The following is a 16,636-nucleotide window of genomic DNA, read 5'->3' on the forward strand; positions in this document are numbered from 1 at the left end:
GCTCGACGGCTACTGGCGGGCGAACCTGCGGCTGATCGGGCCGTACCTGCTGATCTGGCTGATCAGCTTCACCCTGCCGTCCATCCTCGCCGCGCCGCTCAACCAGATCAGCGTCCTCACCGGATTCCCCCTCGGCTACTACATGGGCGCCCAGGGGTCGCTGATCTTCTTCATCCTGCTCACCTTCCTCTACGGCTGGCGCATGCGCGGGCTCGACCGCCAGTACGGACTGGACACACCGGCCGGGCCGGAGGAGCGCGCCCGCCGCCGGCGCATCTTCGGCGCCTACGCCGGGTTTGTCGCCGGGTTCGTGCTGCTCGTCGTCGCCGTCGGCATGCTCGACATGGCCTTCCACATCCCCGTCTCGGCGATCAGCTGGTTCTTCCTGCTGCTCACGATCGGGATCTACGCCGTGATCGGCCTGCGCTCGCGCACCACCCAGCTCGATGAGTACTACGTCGCCGGCCGGCGCGTGCCCGGCATGCTCAACGGCCTGGCCACCGGCTCGGACTGGATGAGCGCCGCCTCGTTCATCAGCATGGCCGGCGCGCTCTACCTGCTCGGCTACGAGGGGCTGGCCTATATCACCGGCTGGACGGGCGGCTACGTGCTGCTGGTGCTGCTGCTCGCCCCGTATCTCAGGAAGTTCGGCCAGTTCACCATCCCCGACTTCATCGGCGCGCGCTACCCCGGCGCCGCCACCCGCGTGATCTCGGCCGTGATCAGCATCATCATCAGCTTCACCTACGTCACCGCCCAGGTGACCGGGGTCGGCATCATTATGAGCCGCTTCCTGGGGGTGAACTATATGCTCGGCGTGATCGTCGGCCTCTCGGCGGTGCTGCTCTGCTCCTTCCTCGGCGGCATGCAGGCGATCACATGGACCCAGGGCGTGCAGGGGATCATCCTGGTGATCGCCTACCTCGTGCCGGTCACCTGGATCTCGCTGAAGATCACCGGGGTGCCGCTGCCCCAGCTGATGTATGGCCAGGCCATGCACCAGATCGAGGTCCTGGAGGCGGCCCAGGGCATCCAGAGCTACAGCCAGCCCTTCAACGACTGGACGCCCTGGAACTTTGTGGCCCTGACGCTCTGCCTGATGCTGGGCACCGCGGGCATGCCGCATATCCTGGTGCGCTTCTACACGGTGCCGGACGTGGGCGAGGCCCGCAGCAGCGTGAGCTGGGCTCTGGCCTGGATCTGTGTGCTCTACCTGACCGCGCCGGCCTACGCGGCCTTCTCGCGCCTAGAGATCCTCCAGGATGTGGTCAACAAGCCGATCGCCGAGCTGCCGCAGTGGGCCGAGAACTGGGCCGCCACCGGCCTGCTGTCCATCGCCGACGCGCCCGAGCAGGGCGGCAATGGCGACGGGCGGCTCCAGTTCCGCGAGCTCCAGATCGACCAGGACCTCGTGGTGCTGGCCACGCCCGAGATCGCCGGCCTGCCGGGCACCGTGGTGGCCCTGGTGGCCGCCGGCGGCATGGCGGCGGCCCTCTCCACCGCCGACGGCCTGCTCATGGTGATCGCCTCGGCGGCGGCCCACGACATCCTCCACCGCACGCTCAACCCCAAGGCCACCCAGCGCGAGCAGATGCTGCTCAGCCGGATCATGGTGCTCACGGCGGCCATCCTGGCCGCCCTGACCGCCATCCAGCGCCTGGCGATCATCGTGCAGATGGTGGCCTGGGCCTTCTCGCTGGCGGCGGCATGCTTCTTCCCCGTGCTGGTGCTGGGCATCTTCTGGAAGGGCGCCACCAGCCGCGGCGCCGCCGCCGGCATGATCGGCGGCCTGGCCGTCACCGCCGCCTACATGGTGATCAGCTACACCTTCCCCGACCGGGCCATCCTCGGGATCAGCCACAGCGCCGCCGGCATCTTCGGCGTCCCCGTCAACTTCCTGGTGGTCTGGTTCATCAGCAAGCTCGACCCGGCCCAGCCCAGCGCCGAGATGCAGTCCCTCGTCGACTCGCTGCGCCAGCCGGGGGTGTGATGTAATGTTGAATGTTGAATGTTGAATGTTGAGTGCTGAGTGCTGAGTGCTGAGTGCTGAGTGCTGAGTGCTGAGTGCTGAGCAAAGACTTGTACATTTGTTCGATACCGTGTATAGTACACGGGAGCGAGACGAACATAGACGCACGGACACCCCAATGACACAGGAATGCTACCGGCGGCCGATCGCCGTCGATCTGTTCGCCGGGATCGGCGGCTTCTCGCTCGGCTTCGAGCAGGCCGGATTCGATATCGCCGTCGCCGTGGAGTACGACCCGGTCCACGCGGCGGTACACGCCTACAACGCGCCGCACACTCGTGTGATCTGCGCCGACCTGAGCGCGATGCCATCTGCGCAGATCGCCAGCGCGGTGATGGAGAGCCCGCATATCGCCGGGCGCACCAGCGCCGGCGCGATGGTCGATATCGATGTGATCTTCGGCGGCCCGCCCTGCCAGGGCTTCTCCACCATGGGCAAGCGCCTGATCGACGACACGCGCAACCAGCTCGTCTTCCACTTCTTCCGCGTCATCCGCGACCTGCGCCCGAAGTACTTTGTCATGGAGAATGTCCCCGGTATGAACGCCGGCGGCCACTCGGGCATCCTCCAGCAGCTGATCCGCGAGTTCCAGGAGGAGGGCTACCAGGTTGTCCCGCCGCGCATCCTGAACGCCGCCCAGTTCGGCGTGCCGCAGGATCGCCGGCGGCTCTTCCTGCTCGGCGCGCGCGAAGGTCAGCCGCTCCCCATCCACCCCGCCGCGCGGGTCTGCCCCGTCCCGAAGCGAACGGCAGCGGCATCGGCCAGCATGATCAGGAGCGAGGCGCTCACCGACGGCACCCCGATCGGGCCGACGGTCTGGGAGGCCATCGGCGACATCCCGGATCTCGACGCCTTCGACGAGTTGCTATCGAGCGACGAGATCGCGCTGCCGGCGGCGATCCTCGCGGCGCAGGAGTCCGCCGCCAGCCGCTACGCGCGCGTGCTGCGGAACAGCGAGGCCGACGTGGATGACTATGCCTCGCCCCGGCGCTGGGATCGCGGGCGCCTGACAAACTCGCTGCGCACGGTCCATACCGCGCTCTCGATCGCGCGGTTCGCCGACACTGCCCCTGGCAGCACCGAGCCGATCAGCCGCTTCTACCGGCTCGACGCCGGAGGGCTCGCGAACACCCTGCGCGCCGGCACCGGCAGCGAGCGCGGAGCCTACACCTCGCCGCGGCCCATCCACCCGCTGCTGCCCCGCGTGATCTCAGTGCGCGAGGCCGCCCGGCTGCACTCCTTCCCCGACTGGTTCCGGCTCCACCACACCAAGTGGCACGGCTTCCGCCAGATCGGCAACGCTGTCCCGCCGCTGCTCGGCCGCGCCATCGCCACAGAGATCCGCAAGGTGCTGCGCGTCTGGCCGGTGAAGCCGCCGCAGCCGATCTCGCTCGGCGACCCGTCGCTGCTGTATGTCGACATGGCCGAGGCCACCCGGCTCTTCGGCGTGTCGAAGCAGGCCATCCCGCAGCCCCGGACGCGGCGCGTGAAGAAGGAGGCGTCATAGTATATGCCGCCTCAGGATAATCAGAACGCAGATCGATATAACAAAATAATCCTGCACCTCTTCAGGAAGCATTACGTCGAGGGGGCGGTTGAAGTTCACTTCCAGCGCAATGAGATCACACCGGCGGCGCAAGCTGAAGGCGTTGAGCCGCCCAAAAACCTCGGCGATCTGATCTACTACTTCCGCTTTCGCCAGCCCTTGCCTGAAGAGATCACGCAGAAGGCGCCGCCTGGGCAGCAGTGGATCATCCGCAGCGGAGGGCCTTCCCGCTACAAGCTGGTCTTGATCACGCCAGCGTTTGATATCGTCCCCAACCCACAAAAGCTGGCGATCAAGATACCCGATGCGACCCCTGGGATGATCGCCCGCTATGCGTTCTCGGACGAGCAGGCCCTGCTGGCGAAGCTGCGCTACAACCGCCTGATCGACATCTTCACCGGCCTCGCCTGCTACTCACTCCAGAACCACCTGCGCACCACGGTAAAGGGCATCGGCCAAGTCGAGACCGATGAGGTCTATGTCGCGCTTGACAGCCGAGGCGTACACTATGTGATCCCTGTGCAGGCCAAGGGCGGGCGAGACTCACAGAGCATCGTCCAGATCGAGCACGATGTCGCGATGTGTAAGCAGAAGTTTAAGGGGTTGGCCTGCCGCCCTATCGCCGCGCAGTTTGTGGCCGAGAACCATATCGCGATGTTTGATTTTATCGAGATCGATGATCAGATTAAGCTCGTCAGCGAGCAGCACTACCGGCTGGTGCTCCCCGGCGAGATCACACCGGATGAGCTACAGAAGTACTTGCAGCTCTCGCGGGCAACATCTGGTAGATAACATACATATCGCGGCAGCAAAAAGCGAGAGGGTTTCACCCTCTCGCAGATCTTCACGCGCACACCTCAGCGCCTCAGCGCCTCAGTGATCTAGTGGCAGAGGAAGAGCCAGCTCGGGCCGGCCATCGCCGCAGCCGGGTCGGTGGCGACCCAGAGGTACCAGATCACGAGGCCGAGGACCACCGTCATGGCCAGGGCCGCAGGCACAAACCAGCCCGGCAGGGGCGGGACGACCAGCTCCTCGTCGGCGATCTGCGGCTCGATCATCGGTGTGCTCATAGGTTGTATCATACCACAGCCTGGGCCGCGCCTAGTCCTGGTCGTCCGCGTGCAGCGCCAGAAAGATCGGCGTCAGGTCGGGGTCGAAGTGGCTGCCGGATAGCCCGGCGATATGCGACCTCACCCTATCGACGGGCCAGCCCGCGCGGTAGGGCCGGTCGGAGCGCATGGCGTCCCACACATCGGCGAAGGCGAATATGCGCGCCGCCAGCGGGATGGCGGTGCCCGCGAGCCCGCGCGGGTAGCCGCTGCCGTCCCACTTCTCGTGGTGGCAGTAGGGGATGTCCAGGGCCGGCCGCAGGTACTCGATCGGCATGAGCCACTCGTAGGCGTAGCCCGGGTGCATGCGCATAATCGCCCACTCCTCATCGGTGAGCGGGCCTGGCTTGAGCAGGATCGAGTCGGGGATGCCCAGCTTGCCCACGTCGTGCAGGAGGGCGCCGCGCCGCACGTGGACGATGTCGGCCTCGGCGAGGCCCAGCGCCTGCGCCGTGCGCACCGTCATCTCCGTCACCCGCTGGCTGTGGCCCTCGGTCTCCTGATCGCGCAGGTCCAGGGCGCGCGACCAGCCGACGATCGTGGTGTCGTAGGCGCTCTTCAGCGCGGTGTAGGCGGTCTCCAGCTCGCGCCGGCTCTCGTGGAGCTTGCGGTAACGGTTCAGGCGCACGATCGAGCTGACGCGCACCCGCAGCTCCAGCGAGTCGATCGGCTTGGTCAGAAAGTCATCGGCGCCGGCGGCGATCCCGTTCAGCCGCGAGGTGCGGTCATCGAGGGTCGAGATAATCACCACCGGCACCTCGGCCAGCAGCGGGTCGGCCCGCAGCTGCCGGCATGTCTCCAGCCCATCCATCCGCGGCATCATCACATCGAGCAGGATCAGGTCGGGGAGTATCTCGCGGGCTACCCGCAGGCACTCGATCCCGTTCGTCGCCATATGCAGCTCGTGGCCATCGCGGGCCAGGTAGTTCGTGATCAGCTCGCGGGCCACAGGCTCGTCGTCAGCGACCAGGATCGATGCGCCGGTCATAGGGTTCCCTTAACTACAATGCAGGAGTACACATATGAGCTGCCACATAGTATCATCAGAGTATACCTATATCAGCGCGTGACATCCAGAAAAGAGCTCTTTACCGTAAGAGCATGCGGGCGACCATCGCGCCCAGATCATCGAGTCGGATCGGCTTGCTCATGTAGTCGTCGGCTCCGGCGGCCAGGCAGCGCTCGCGATCCCCGACCATGGCCAGGGCGGTCACGGCGATGACCGGCGTGCGGGCCAGGGCAGAGTCCGCGTCGGCGCGCAGCTGGGCGATGATCTCCAGGCCATTGAGCCCGGGGAGCTGGATGTCGATCAGGGCCAGCTGCGGGCGCAGGTCGCGCATCCTGGGCAGCACCTCATCGCCAGAGCCCACGTGGATCAGATCGCACCCCTGCGCGCGCAGGTAGTCGCCGATCAGCGTGGCCACCGCGGGGTCATCCTCGGCCAGCAGGATGAGCGGATGCCCGGCCTGGGGCTGGCCCGCCGGCCGCCGCGCGGCCGCCCACTGTGTCGAGGTCTCAGCGAGGGCCGCGCGCGTCCGCTGGGGCAGCACGAGGGTGAAGGCGCTGCCCTCGCCGGGGGCGCTGCGCAGCTCAATCTCGCCGCCGTGCAGTGTCGTCAGCTGGCGGACGAGGGCCAGCCCCAGGCCGGTGCCCGCCTGCTCGCGGGCCAGCCGGCTGTCGAGCTGCATAAAGGGCTGGAACAGCAGCGGCTGCTGCGCCGGCGCGATCCCGATCCCGTGATCCCACACCACAAAGCGCACCGCGCCGGCGGCCAGGTCGGGCGTGACATCGAGCCCGAGCTCGCCGCCCTCGGGTGTAAACTTGACCGCGTTCGAGAGCAGGTTGATCAGAATCTGGCGCAGCCGCAGCACATCGGCCTCGACGGCCAGGCCCGCCGGCGGGCGCGCGTAGCTGAAGCGCTGGGCCTTCGCCACCAGCATGGGCCGGATCAGGTCGATCGCCTCCGCGCAGACATCCTCGACGAGTACTGGGCCGAGCTTCAGGTCGACCTGCCCCGCCCCGATCCGCGCCAGGTCGAGGATGTCGTTGATCAGGCTGAGCAGGTGCTGTCCGCTGTCGAAGATCTGGCGCACCGCCCGCCGCTGCGGATCCGTCAGGTCGCCATAGATCCCCTGGTCGAGCGCCTCGCTGAAGCCGATCACGCCGGTGAGCGGGGTGCGCAGCTCGTGGCTCATGTTGGCCAGGAACTGATCCTTGAGCCGGGCCGCCCTGGCCAGATCTTCGTTGGCGGCCGCCAGCTGGGCCGACTGCTGGCGCAGCTGCTCCTCGGCGGCGAGCCGCCTGCTGATGTCGATCACCATGCCGACGTAGCCCGTCACATGGCCGCCCTCGTCGATCTCGGGCGCGGCCTGTGAGAATACCCAGCGCACTACGCCGTCGGGCCGCAGGAAGCGCAGCTCCATCTGGAACTCGGCGCCTGCGGCCACCGCATCAGCCCACGCGGCTGCCACGCGCCCGGCGTCTTCGGGGTGCAGCTGGCGCGACCAGCCCGTGCCCAGGGCCTCCTCGACTGAGATCCCGACAATCTCGCACCAGCGCGGGTTCGCATAGGTGCAATCCCCGGCCACATCGGCGCGGAAGATGCCGGCGGGCGAGCTCTCGCTCAGCGTGTGGAAGCGCCGCTCGCTCTCGCGCAGCTGCGCCTCGGCCTCAACCCGCTCGGTGATGTCCATGTAGGTGCCGGACATGCGCACGGGCGCGCCGGAGTCGTCGCGCTCCACCACCCGCCCCCGCGAGAGCACCCAGCGCCACGAGCCGTCGCGGTGGCAAACCCGCATCTCACCCTCGAAGGCGGGCGTCTCGCCGCGCAGGTGGGCGTCCCGGGCCGCATCGGTGCGCACAATATCGTCGGGGTGGATGCGGTCGCGCCAGAAGGCCCGGCTATCCTCGACCTCGTTCTGGGCGAAGCCGAAGATCGCTAGGGTCCGCGCATCGCTATGCAGCTCGCCGCGCCGCAGGTCCACATCCCAGGTGCCCAGCTCGCCGCCGTCGAGGGCCAGGTCCAGCCGCAGGCGCTGGGCCGCGATCTCGGCCTCGTATTGCTTGCGGTCGCTGATGTCCGCGCTGGTGACGGCCACGCCGTCGCCCACCTTCACCACCTGCTGGCGCAGCCAGCGCTGCCCCTCGCCCAGTCCGCTGAGGATCTCGCGGGAGACCGACTCGCCGCTCTCGGCGATCTGGCCGTAGTCGGCGACGATCTCGGCGGCGAGGGCGGGGTCGGGGATCACCTCAGACATCCGCCGGCCCAGCAGCGTGTCGCGGGTGGTGGCCAGACGCGCGGCGCCCACCGGGTTAGCCTCGACAAACCGAAGGTCGACGATCGCGCCGCCCCTGTCCCGCACGCTTTCGAGCAGGTAGAAGGCGTCGAGGCTGCTCTCGATCGCCCCGCGCAGGCGCTGCGCGCCGAGCAGGGCCAGCTCCTGGGCCTGCTTCAGCTCGCTGATGTCGATGTACATCAGCACCACGCCCTGAAGATCCCGCCGCTCATTGAGGATAGGGTGCATCCGCTGCTGGAACCAGCGCCCGTCGGGAGCCCGCACCTCGCGCTCGATCTGGCCGCCGCCGGCCATCACCTCCCACAGATCGCCGATCAGGGGCTCCGCCGCCCCCAGCTTGTAGGCGATGCTCGTGATCGGCCGGCCCAGGTCGAAATCCCGCAGGTCGAAGAAGGTCTCGATCGAGGGGCTATAGCGCATGATCCGCAGATCGCGATCGAGCGAGAGGATCGCCACCCGCGTGCTGCGGATGAGGTCGTCGTAGTCGCGGTTCAGGTCGCGCAGCTCGCTATTCTTCAGCTCAAACTCGGCGTTGAGCGACTGGAGCTCCTCGTTGAGCGACTGGAGCCCCTCGTTCACCGACTGGAGCTCCTCGTTGGCCGCCAGCAGCTCCTCGTTGCTCGTCTGCAGCTCCTCGTTGCTCGTCTGCAGCTCCTCGATCGTCGCGTGGAGATCCTCGCGGGTGTAGCTCAGCTCCTGCTCAAGATCCTCAATCCGTCGCTGCTCCGGCGCCCCCCCCTGGTCAGCCACCTCCGGCGGCTCCGCGCCCACGGGCCGCATGTCGATCTCGACGAATGTGATGATCGTATGGGCCAGCTGCGCGCGCGCGCCGCCCAGCCGCTCCACGGTGACATCGACCGCGCGCGCGCCGTCGGGGGTGGCCACGCGCAGGCCGCGTATCATGATCGGCTGATCCGACACGGCGGCGCGCTGGATGCCGCCGCTGATCGCCAGGCTCAGCGCCGGGCTGAGCATCTGGAGAAAGCTGCTCTCGGCGCGGCCGGCGAGCGGCTGCAAGTAGCGCGCCACCCCGCCGAAGTAGTGCAGCGGCCGGCGCTGATCATCGAGCAGCACCCCGGCGGGCATATAGCGCTCTAGCAGCCGATCATAGTCGTAGAGCAGCTGGCGATCAATCCCGGCCTGCGGGCGGGGGATCATCGGCGAGATGGACTGCTCCACCATCGCCAGCGCGGGGTCGCGGGGCATCATGGCGAGCGGCAGCTTCATATCGCGGGACTTGCGGAAGATCTTCAGGCGCGAGTCCACCGCCGTAAACTCGCCGGCCAGGCCGCCCAGCCCCTCGCTGAGCCCCAGGAAGAGGAACCCGCCGCTGCGCAGCGCGAAGTGCAGCGAGGAGAGCGCCTTCTCCTGGAGCGGCGGGCGCAGGTAGATCAGCAGATTCCGGCAGCAGACCAGGTCGATCCGGGTGAAGGGCGGGTCGCTGATCAGATCCTGCGGCGCGAAGACGATCATCCTGCGCAGTGTGGCGGCAACTTTGTAGGTGCCATCGGCCAGCGCCTGGAAGTAGCTGAGCCGGCGCTCCGGAGTCATCGTCGCCAGGCGATCCGCCGCATAGACGCCCTGCGATGCGGCGCTGAGCGAGGGCCGGTGGACATCGGTGGCGAAGATGGTGATCTTTCCGACGAAGCCGTGCGCGGCGGCCTGCTCGTGCAGCAGCATGGCCAGCGAGTAGACCTCCTCGCCGGTGGAGCAGCCGGCCACCCAGGCCCGGATCTCATCCTGCCGGCCGCGAAACAGCTCGGGGATAACCCGCTCCTCAAGCGCGCGGAAGGCCTCGGGCGTGCGAAAGAACTCCGTCACCCGGATGAGCAGGTCGCGGTAGAGCCGGTCGATCTCCTCGACATCGCCCGCGGCATGGGCGGCGTACTCGCCCACGCTGCGGGAGCCCCAGGCGGCGACGCGCCGATGGATGCCCCGGCCGATGGTCGTCGGCTTATAGCTAGAGAAGTCGATGCCCCAGCGGCCGCGCAGGGCGCGGAAGATGGTGTCGAGGCCAGCCCGATCAGCATCGGGGGGCACAGGCGACGAACCGCCCCCAAGCGCCCGCTGGAGCGCGGCCGGCAGCTCATCTGGGGCCAGGGTGATGTCGGCGACCTGGCCGGCCCACCCGGACTCGGCATCCTCGGGCGCATGGGCGAGCGCCAGCCCCCCGGCGGCGGAGACAGCCCGCAGTCCTGCAGCCCCATCCTCGCCGCCATCGGCGAGCAGCACGGCGACCGAGCGCTCGGCGCAGTGCTCGGTGATCGACCTGAGCAGCGTGTCGAACGGCCGCTCCACCGCGCGCTCATCGCCGTCGTCCCTGAGCACCACCAGTTCGCCCACGAGATCAACCCGCGCGCCGGCGTGGGCCATGTAGACGACGCCGGCGGCGAGGGGGGTGCCGTCACCGGCAGGGCGGGTCGGCAGCGCGCTCTGGAGGCTCAGCAGGTCGAGCGGGGAGGGCGCGGCAGGCGTCGGGCCGCATGGCACAACCACAAAGGCCACGCCCGTCAGATCGCCCGCCGCCGCGAGGAACTGGCGGAGCGGATCGAGAGCATCGGGCGCGACGCCGACGCCGGCGACGTACAGCGGGCCATCGGCGGGCAGCGAGGCGGAAGTGAAGCTCGCGTGCGCATCGCTCGACATAGACTAGGCATCCCCGAAGCGCGGAGGGGTGCATCGCGAGCCGCCCCTACGAGCTATAAAGCCAATACTTTACGAATACGCTGATCGCGCGTCGGCCTTGCCCCCTCACCCCCTGCCCCTCTCCCGCTCTGGGAGAGGGAGCTGGGGGGTGAGGGCTGCGCGGAGGCAGATTCCTTACTCGAGAAGTATTGGCTATAAAACCTGGGCAGAACCCCTACAGGCGCAGCGCCGGGTTGAGCTGGATGGCGGCGAGCCAGGCCTCGATCCCGACCGTCGGCTGCACCCCCTGCTCGGTGACGATCCCCGCCAGGGCGCTCAGCGGCGTCGTGTCAAAGTAGACGTTCGCCACCTGGATGTTCTCCGGCACCTCGGGCCAGACCTGCTCGGCCGGCCAGCGGGCCTGCTGGGGCGGATGATACTCCGGCGGGAGGAACTTCTCGGAGCTACAGAGCGCATAGGCCGGCACGTCGGCGGCGTTCGCCGAGAGCACCATCCCATAAGTGCCGACCTTGTTCATCAGCCCGTGGGCGCTGAGGTGGTCGGCCCCCACCAGGACCAGCTGCGACTGGCCCGCCAGCACCACCGCCAGGGCATCGACCACCAGCGTCGTGGTGATTCCGCTGGCGGCCAGCTCGCTGGCCATAATCCGCCCCTCGCAGGCGGGCCGCCCCTCGGCGCAGATCACTCGGAAGCGCCGGCCCGCCCGCTGGGCGTGGCGCAGCACCGCGCGCACCGTCGTGCTGCGGCCATTGGTGACGATCTGCGCGTCATCGGAGATCAGGCGCAGGGCCGTCTCGGCGATCGCCGCCTCGTGAACGTGGAGCCGCCGCTTAAACTCGTTTGCGGACGCCTCGATCACCTGCTGGCCATGGGCGAAGTCCCGCGCGGACTCGATCTTCCACAGCAGGGCGTTGACAAGGTTCACCAGGGGAGCCATCGTCGGGTGGGCGCGGATCATCGTCCAGCCCACATCGAGCAGATCCTTGCGCAGATGCACCAGATCGCCGCTCGTATCCGCGCTCGCCTGCCAGATGAACAGATCGGCGCTCTTCTCAGCTATCTCAACCGCGCCCGAGACCCCGTCCTCAGTGATCGCAGTGATCGCCTGTGCAATATATCCGTCCACAGTATATTCCTGTCATACTAGCATGTGTCGTAGTAGCGAGGTGTGTCAGACATGCTCCGGCCCACAGCTATGTGGGCGAGGCGTGCGCCGCGGTGGGCTATGGTAGAGAAGAGAAGAGGCAGCGCGACACAAGCCTGCCAGAGCATACCACAGATCCGCTCACCGATCACTGGAGCCAATCGAGCGCCGCTTGAGCAGCAGCTGGAACGCTGACTCAAGCTGGCTGATCGAGAAGGGCTTGGGCAGGTAGATATTCCCGCTCTGCTCAAGCTGCTCACGGGTGGTTGGGCTGAGGGTATCGCCGGTGATAAAGATCACACGCTCTGCGAGGTCGGGGTTGCTGGCGCGCACGGCGGAAAGCAGCTCGAAGCCGCTCATGCTGGGCATACGGACATCGGTGAGGATCACATCAAACGACTCGTGGTCGAGGATGCGCAGCGCCTCCTCGGCGCTCTGCGCCAGCGTCGAGCGGTGGCCCAAGTCCTGCAGCAGGCGCGAGATCAGCCGGATCACCGGCTCCTCATCGTCGACGACGAGGACGTTGAGCGATGGCTCGGGCTCAGTGATCGCCGGGGGCGGGGGGGGTGTCGTCTCAGCCAGCTCCTCGGGGAGCTGGCGCACCGGCAGCGTGATCATCACCCGCGTGCCAACGCCCACCAGGCTCTCGGCCCAGATCAGCCCCTCGTGCTCCTTGACAATGCCGAAGCAGATCGAGAGGCCGAGCCCGGTGCCCTGGCCGACAGGCTTTGTCGTGAAGAACGGGTTAAAGATCTTACGCAGGTTGCGCTCGGGGATGCCGACGCCCGTGTCGCCCACCTCGATCTGGATCTTCGACTCGCCGCCCGCATCATCAGCGCGGGGCGGCAGCACCTTCGTGCGCAGCGTGAGCGTTCCGCGCCCGCCGCGATCGACCATCGCGTGGCGGGCGTTCGTGATCAGATTGAGGAAGACCTGCTGGAGCTGGTGCGGGTCGGCCACCGTCGCCACCAGATCGGGGGCGAGGGCGAGGTCGACCGCAATATTATCGACGCGCAGCTGGTATGCCTGGAGGGCCAGGGCGCTGCGCAGCACCTCGTTGATCGCCACCTTCGAGCGCTCGGGCGTATGCTCGCGGGCGAAGATCAGCAGGTTCTGCACGATCTTTGCCGCCCGCTCGGCCTGGGCGTGGATCTGCTCGACATCCTGGCGGGTATCATCGGAGAGACTCTTATCGCGCAGGGTGAGCTGTGCGTAGCCGCTGACGCTGGTGAGCGGGTTGTTCAGCTCGTGGGCCACGCCGGCCACCAGCTGGCCGATCGCCGAGAGCTTCTCCGACTGGATGAGCTGCTGCTCCAGGCGGCGGCGGTCGGTCAGGTTCCGCGCGATACAGTGCAGGCCGGACGGCTTGCCGCCGCCGTTCTGCATCACGTGGGCGCTCACCTCCAGGTAGATCGGATCCTGGTTGTGGTGTGCCAGCTCCAGCTCGAAGGGCGGCACCGTCTGACCATCGAGCAGGCCGCGCAGATGCGCCTGCGCCGCAGCCCAGGAGTCAGCGGCGCAGATCGTCCAGAGAGGCTGGCCGATCAGATCCTGCACCGGGTAGCCCGTGATCTGCGCGCCAACCTTATTAATGCTCGTGATCCGCAGCTCGCGGTCCAGCATAAAGATCATATCGTAGGCGTTGGCGAACAGATCCTTATAGCGCCGCTCGCTCAGCTTCACCTGCTCGTAGAGCCGGGCGTTCTCGATCGCGATCGCCGCGTAGTCGGCCAGCGTCGCCAGCAGGTACTGGTCATTCTCGGTGAACGAGCGGTCGGACTGCTGATTATCGACGGCCAGCACGCCGACGACCTGGTCGCCAACGATCAGCGGCACCTGCAGGATCGCCCGCACGAGGAATCCGGTCTTCACCTTCAGCGCCATGCCGGTGCGGGTCTTATCGGTGCGAACCGGCTTCCCCGTGCGCACCACCTGCCCGGCGAGGGTGTCGTTGATCGGCATGCGCAGGCTCTGGGCGCGCTGCTCGCCGAGGTTCTTGGCCGCCCGCAGGTAGAGCTCATCGTGCTGGTTGTCGCGCAGCAGCAGGAAGCCCTCCTCGGCGTGGGTGATGTAGACCCCGGCCTCGACGATCCGCTCGAGCAGCTGCTCCTGGTCCATCAGCCCCGTCACCGACTTGCCGATCCGCGAGAGGACGGTGAGCTCCTGGACGCGCTGCTGGAGCGAGGCGGTGAGGCGGTCCTTCTCACGGCGCAGGCGCCGCTCGCGCAGGGCCTGGTCGATCACCGCGCGGGCCTCGGTGTCGGAGAATGGCTTGATCAGATAGTTGCGCGCGCCGAGGCGGAAGGCCTCGACGGCGATGTTCTCCGAGCCGTGGGCCGTCATCAGGATCACCGGCACATCGTAGCCATCCTGCGCCAGCAGGCGCAGCAGATCGAGCCCAGAGATATCGGGGAGCTGGAGGTCGAGCAGGATCAGATCAGGCAGGCGATCACGGATACACTGAAGCCCTTGGCGGCCCGTATTGGCAACGAGCGGGCTATAGCCCAGCTCGGGCAGGACATAATCGGCGAGAAGCCCGCAGATCTGCTCGCTATCGTCAATAATCAGGATCTCTTCCATAAGGCGTGCGCTGTTCCTGACCGTAGCCACACAATGGATAGCAACCCGTCGGATATTCCCACCTCACCCGGCCACGCTCCGACGGGCACTGAGCATAGTATCGAATTGTACCCTGTTACGATAGCGGTGGCAAGAGTCTGGGCTTGCGAGCAGCCGTGGCAGGATATAGTATAGGACGATGCAGGATGAACACCAACCACAAGCCGTCGCCGTACTCGGTGATATTAACGTCGATCTGAGCTTCGCCCTGTCGAGCTTCCCCCGTGAGGGGGATGACACCCAGGCCACCGCGCTCCACTGGGGGAGCGGCGGCAGCGGGCTGAACATCGCCGTCGCCCTAGCAAACCTTGGCGCCCGCGCCCACCTGATCGGGCGCGTCGGCGGCGACCCGGCCGCCGCTGTCGCCCTCCGCGTCGCCCAGCGCGCCGGGGTCGATCTCTCATCGCTCCAGACCGACCCGGAGGTCTCTACCGGGCTGTGCGGCGTCATGGTTAGCCCGGGCGGGCAGCGCAGCTTTCTGAGCTTCCGCGGCGCCAATGTCCGCTGCGACCCGGCCGCCATCAGCCGATCCACGCTGGCGGGCTGCGGGCTGCTGATCATCGGCGGCCACGCCCTGCTCGATGACTCGCAGCGGGCGGCGGCGCTCCGCGCCATTGACCTCGCCGTAGCGGCGGGCATCCCCTGCGCCCTCGACCTTTGCCTGCCGGCGATCCGCTCGGCGCGACGGATCATCGCCGGGCTGATCCCGAAGCTCTGGCTGCTCACGCTCAATGAGGATGAGCTACGCGCGCTGCTGCCGGGGCAGAGCATCCAGCAGGCGAGCAGCGCCCTGATTGGGGCCGGGCTACAGGCGGTGGCGATCAAGCGCGGGGCCCAGGGCTGTAGCGTCGCCTATGAGCGGACGCGGATCGATGTCCTCCCCCCTGCGGTATCAGTTGTAGACACGAACGGATGCGGCGATGCTTTTACCGCAGGCTTTGCCTGGGCGCTGCTCAACGGCGGCGATCTGTCCGACTGCGCCGCCCTTGGCAATATGATGGGCGCGCTGACCGCGACCCGCCACGGGGCGGCCGACGCCATCCCGACGCGCCCGAATATCCTCGGCCGCCTCGACCCCGAGATCCACTACCTCATCAAGGCCTGACCCCACGATCGATCACTATACGCATAAACGCGCTGAGACAGGAGAATAGATATGCCCCCCCTCTGGAAATCTCACCTCGACTCGCTCCGCATTAGCGACCTGGGCGCGGTCTTCGCCACGCCGAAGCCGGTGATCGGCATGGTCCACTGCTGGCCGCTGCCGGGCGCCCCCGGCTACAGCGGCTACGGGATGGACACGATCATCGAGCGCGCCGTGGCCGACGCCTACGCCCTGGCCGAGGGCGGCTGCCACGGCCTGATCGTCGAGAATATGTGGGACATCCCCTTCCGGGCCGGGCCGCACATCCAGCCCGAGAGCATCGCCGCCCAGGCGGTGGTCGCCCACGCGGTGCGCCAGGCCGTCCCCCAGCTGCCGCTCGGCATCAACCTGGTACACAACGGCGGGGTGGCCCTGCTCGGCATCGCCATCGCCGCCGGGGCCAGCTTCATACGGGTCTGCATGTTCACCGGCGCGGGCGTGTGGGACGCTGGCAGCTGGGACGAGGGCTGCGCCGCCGATCTCCTGCGCCGGCGCAAGGAGCTGCACGCCGAGCATATTAAAATCTTCGCCGATGTCGATAAGAAGCACTCGGTACGCTTCCCCGGCATCGATCTGGCCACCCACATGGAGTGGACAAACTTCTTTGGCGCCGATGCGATGATTATCTCGGGGCGCATGACGGGCGACGCCCCGGATCTGGCGAAGGTGCGATCCGCCCGCAGCCTCGCCGGCGACACGCCGATCCTGCTTGGCAGCGGGACGGATGTGGGGAATATCGCCGCCTTTATGGAGGTTGCCGACGGGGTCATTGTCGGGAGCAGCATTAAGGAGGGCGGCGAGATCGCCAACCCGGTCGATGTCGAGCGGGTGCGCCGCTTCGTGTCCGCCGCCGCCGGACGATAGTGGCAGCGGACACGAGCGCGCGCTGATGCGCGAAAGATTGGAAGATTATTGTGCCGCCGACAAAGATGTCGGCTCTGTGGTACTTCCTGGTGTGATGGGCCTAGTACCTACGGTGTCTGGGGAACCATACCCATGCGCCATTGAGCTTGATATCTGGGGATGCTATGATGTGCGTGCGGACAGGACATATACCTCACCTCCCCCCCCTCCTCACCCGCACACTGCACTGGGTCTAAGGT

Annotated in this window: 10 protein-coding genes; 5 read left to right on the forward strand and 5 right to left on the reverse strand. The window is 67.3% G+C overall.

Annotation, left to right across the window (positions count from 1 at the left end; translation table 11 throughout):
* From K2Z83_RS23695 to K2Z83_RS23705, 3 genes are all read left to right on the forward strand, one after another.
* A partial coding sequence (locus K2Z83_RS23695; protein ID WP_220597650.1) for a VC_2705 family sodium/solute symporter occupies window positions 1-1,990 on the forward strand: 1,990 nt, incomplete at its 5' end.
* Between the two features lie 157 nt (window positions 1,991-2,147).
* The gene (locus K2Z83_RS23700) at window positions 2,148-3,536 is read left to right on the forward strand and encodes a DNA cytosine methyltransferase (RefSeq protein ID WP_220597651.1); all 1,389 of its coding nucleotides are present in this window, start codon (window positions 2,148-2,150) and stop codon (window positions 3,534-3,536) included.
* Window positions 3,537-3,539: 3 nt separating this feature from the next.
* A complete protein-coding gene (locus K2Z83_RS23705; protein WP_220597652.1) occupies window positions 3,540-4,367 on the forward strand; it encodes an endonuclease in 828 nt (275 codons plus the stop codon).
* Window positions 4,368-4,456: 89 nt separating this feature from the next.
* On the opposite strand, the gene K2Z83_RS23710 is transcribed toward K2Z83_RS23705, so the two are convergent.
* The 5 genes from K2Z83_RS23710 to K2Z83_RS23730 form a co-directional block, all read right to left on the reverse strand.
* Window positions 4,457-4,645 carry a hypothetical protein gene (locus tag K2Z83_RS23710; protein WP_220597653.1) on the reverse strand — a complete coding sequence of 63 codons (189 nt, stop codon included), beginning with the start codon at window positions 4,643-4,645 and terminating at the stop codon, window positions 4,457-4,459.
* Between the two features lie 31 nt (window positions 4,646-4,676).
* Window positions 4,677-5,672, reverse strand: coding sequence for an HD-GYP domain-containing protein (locus tag K2Z83_RS23715; RefSeq protein WP_220597654.1), 996 nt, complete (start codon window positions 5,670-5,672; stop codon window positions 4,677-4,679).
* Between the two features lie 100 nt (window positions 5,673-5,772).
* Window positions 5,773-10,626, reverse strand: coding sequence for a CheR family methyltransferase (locus K2Z83_RS23720; protein ID WP_220597655.1), 4,854 nt, complete (start codon window positions 10,624-10,626; stop codon window positions 5,773-5,775).
* A 214-nt stretch (window positions 10,627-10,840) separates the two neighbouring features.
* Window positions 10,841-11,752 carry an initiation factor 2B gene (locus tag K2Z83_RS23725; protein WP_220597656.1) on the reverse strand — a complete coding sequence of 304 codons (912 nt, stop codon included), beginning with the start codon at window positions 11,750-11,752 and terminating at the stop codon, window positions 10,841-10,843.
* Between the two features lie 159 nt (window positions 11,753-11,911).
* Window positions 11,912-14,350, reverse strand: coding sequence for a response regulator (locus K2Z83_RS23730; RefSeq protein ID WP_220597657.1), 2,439 nt, complete (start codon window positions 14,348-14,350; stop codon window positions 11,912-11,914).
* Window positions 14,351-14,528: 178 nt separating this feature from the next.
* Here K2Z83_RS23730 and K2Z83_RS23735 point away from each other — a divergent pair, with 178 nt between their 5' ends.
* Together K2Z83_RS23735 and K2Z83_RS23740 are read left to right on the forward strand one after the other, a co-directional pair.
* Complete coding sequence (locus K2Z83_RS23735; protein ID WP_220597658.1) at window positions 14,529-15,494, forward strand: carbohydrate kinase family protein; 966 nt, start codon at window positions 14,529-14,531, stop codon at window positions 15,492-15,494.
* A 51-nt stretch (window positions 15,495-15,545) separates the two neighbouring features.
* Entirely contained in the window at window positions 15,546-16,397 is an 852-nt protein-coding gene (locus K2Z83_RS23740) for a BtpA/SgcQ family protein (RefSeq protein ID WP_220597659.1), read from the forward strand.
* The last annotated feature ends 239 nt before the right edge of the window (window positions 16,398-16,636 follow it).

Origin of the sequence: Oscillochloris sp. ZM17-4, assembly GCF_019599295.1 — a bacterium.
Classification (GTDB): Bacteria; Chloroflexota; Chloroflexia; order Chloroflexales; family Chloroflexaceae; genus Oscillochloris.

What these genes read in the sequence shown, in the direction of transcription:
- K2Z83_RS23720 (WP_220597655.1), bottom strand. Translation starts at nt 10,626, where the DNA reads ATGTCGAGCGATGCGCACGCGAGCTTCACTTCCGCCTCGCTGCCCGCC.
- K2Z83_RS23735 (WP_220597658.1), top strand. Translation starts at nt 14,529, where the DNA reads ATGCAGGATGAACACCAACCACAAGCCGTCGCCGTACTCGGTGATATT.
- K2Z83_RS23715 (WP_220597654.1), bottom strand. Translation starts at nt 5,672, where the DNA reads ATGACCGGCGCATCGATCCTGGTCGCTGACGACGAGCCTGTGGCCCGC.
- K2Z83_RS23730 (WP_220597657.1), bottom strand. Translation starts at nt 14,350, where the DNA reads ATGGAAGAGATCCTGATTATTGACGATAGCGAGCAGATCTGCGGGCTT.
- K2Z83_RS23705 (WP_220597652.1), top strand. Translation starts at nt 3,540, where the DNA reads ATGCCGCCTCAGGATAATCAGAACGCAGATCGATATAACAAAATAATC.
- K2Z83_RS23700 (WP_220597651.1), top strand. Translation starts at nt 2,148, where the DNA reads ATGACACAGGAATGCTACCGGCGGCCGATCGCCGTCGATCTGTTCGCC.
- K2Z83_RS23740 (WP_220597659.1), top strand. Translation starts at nt 15,546, where the DNA reads ATGCCCCCCCTCTGGAAATCTCACCTCGACTCGCTCCGCATTAGCGAC.
- K2Z83_RS23710 (WP_220597653.1), bottom strand. Translation starts at nt 4,645, where the DNA reads ATGAGCACACCGATGATCGAGCCGCAGATCGCCGACGAGGAGCTGGTC.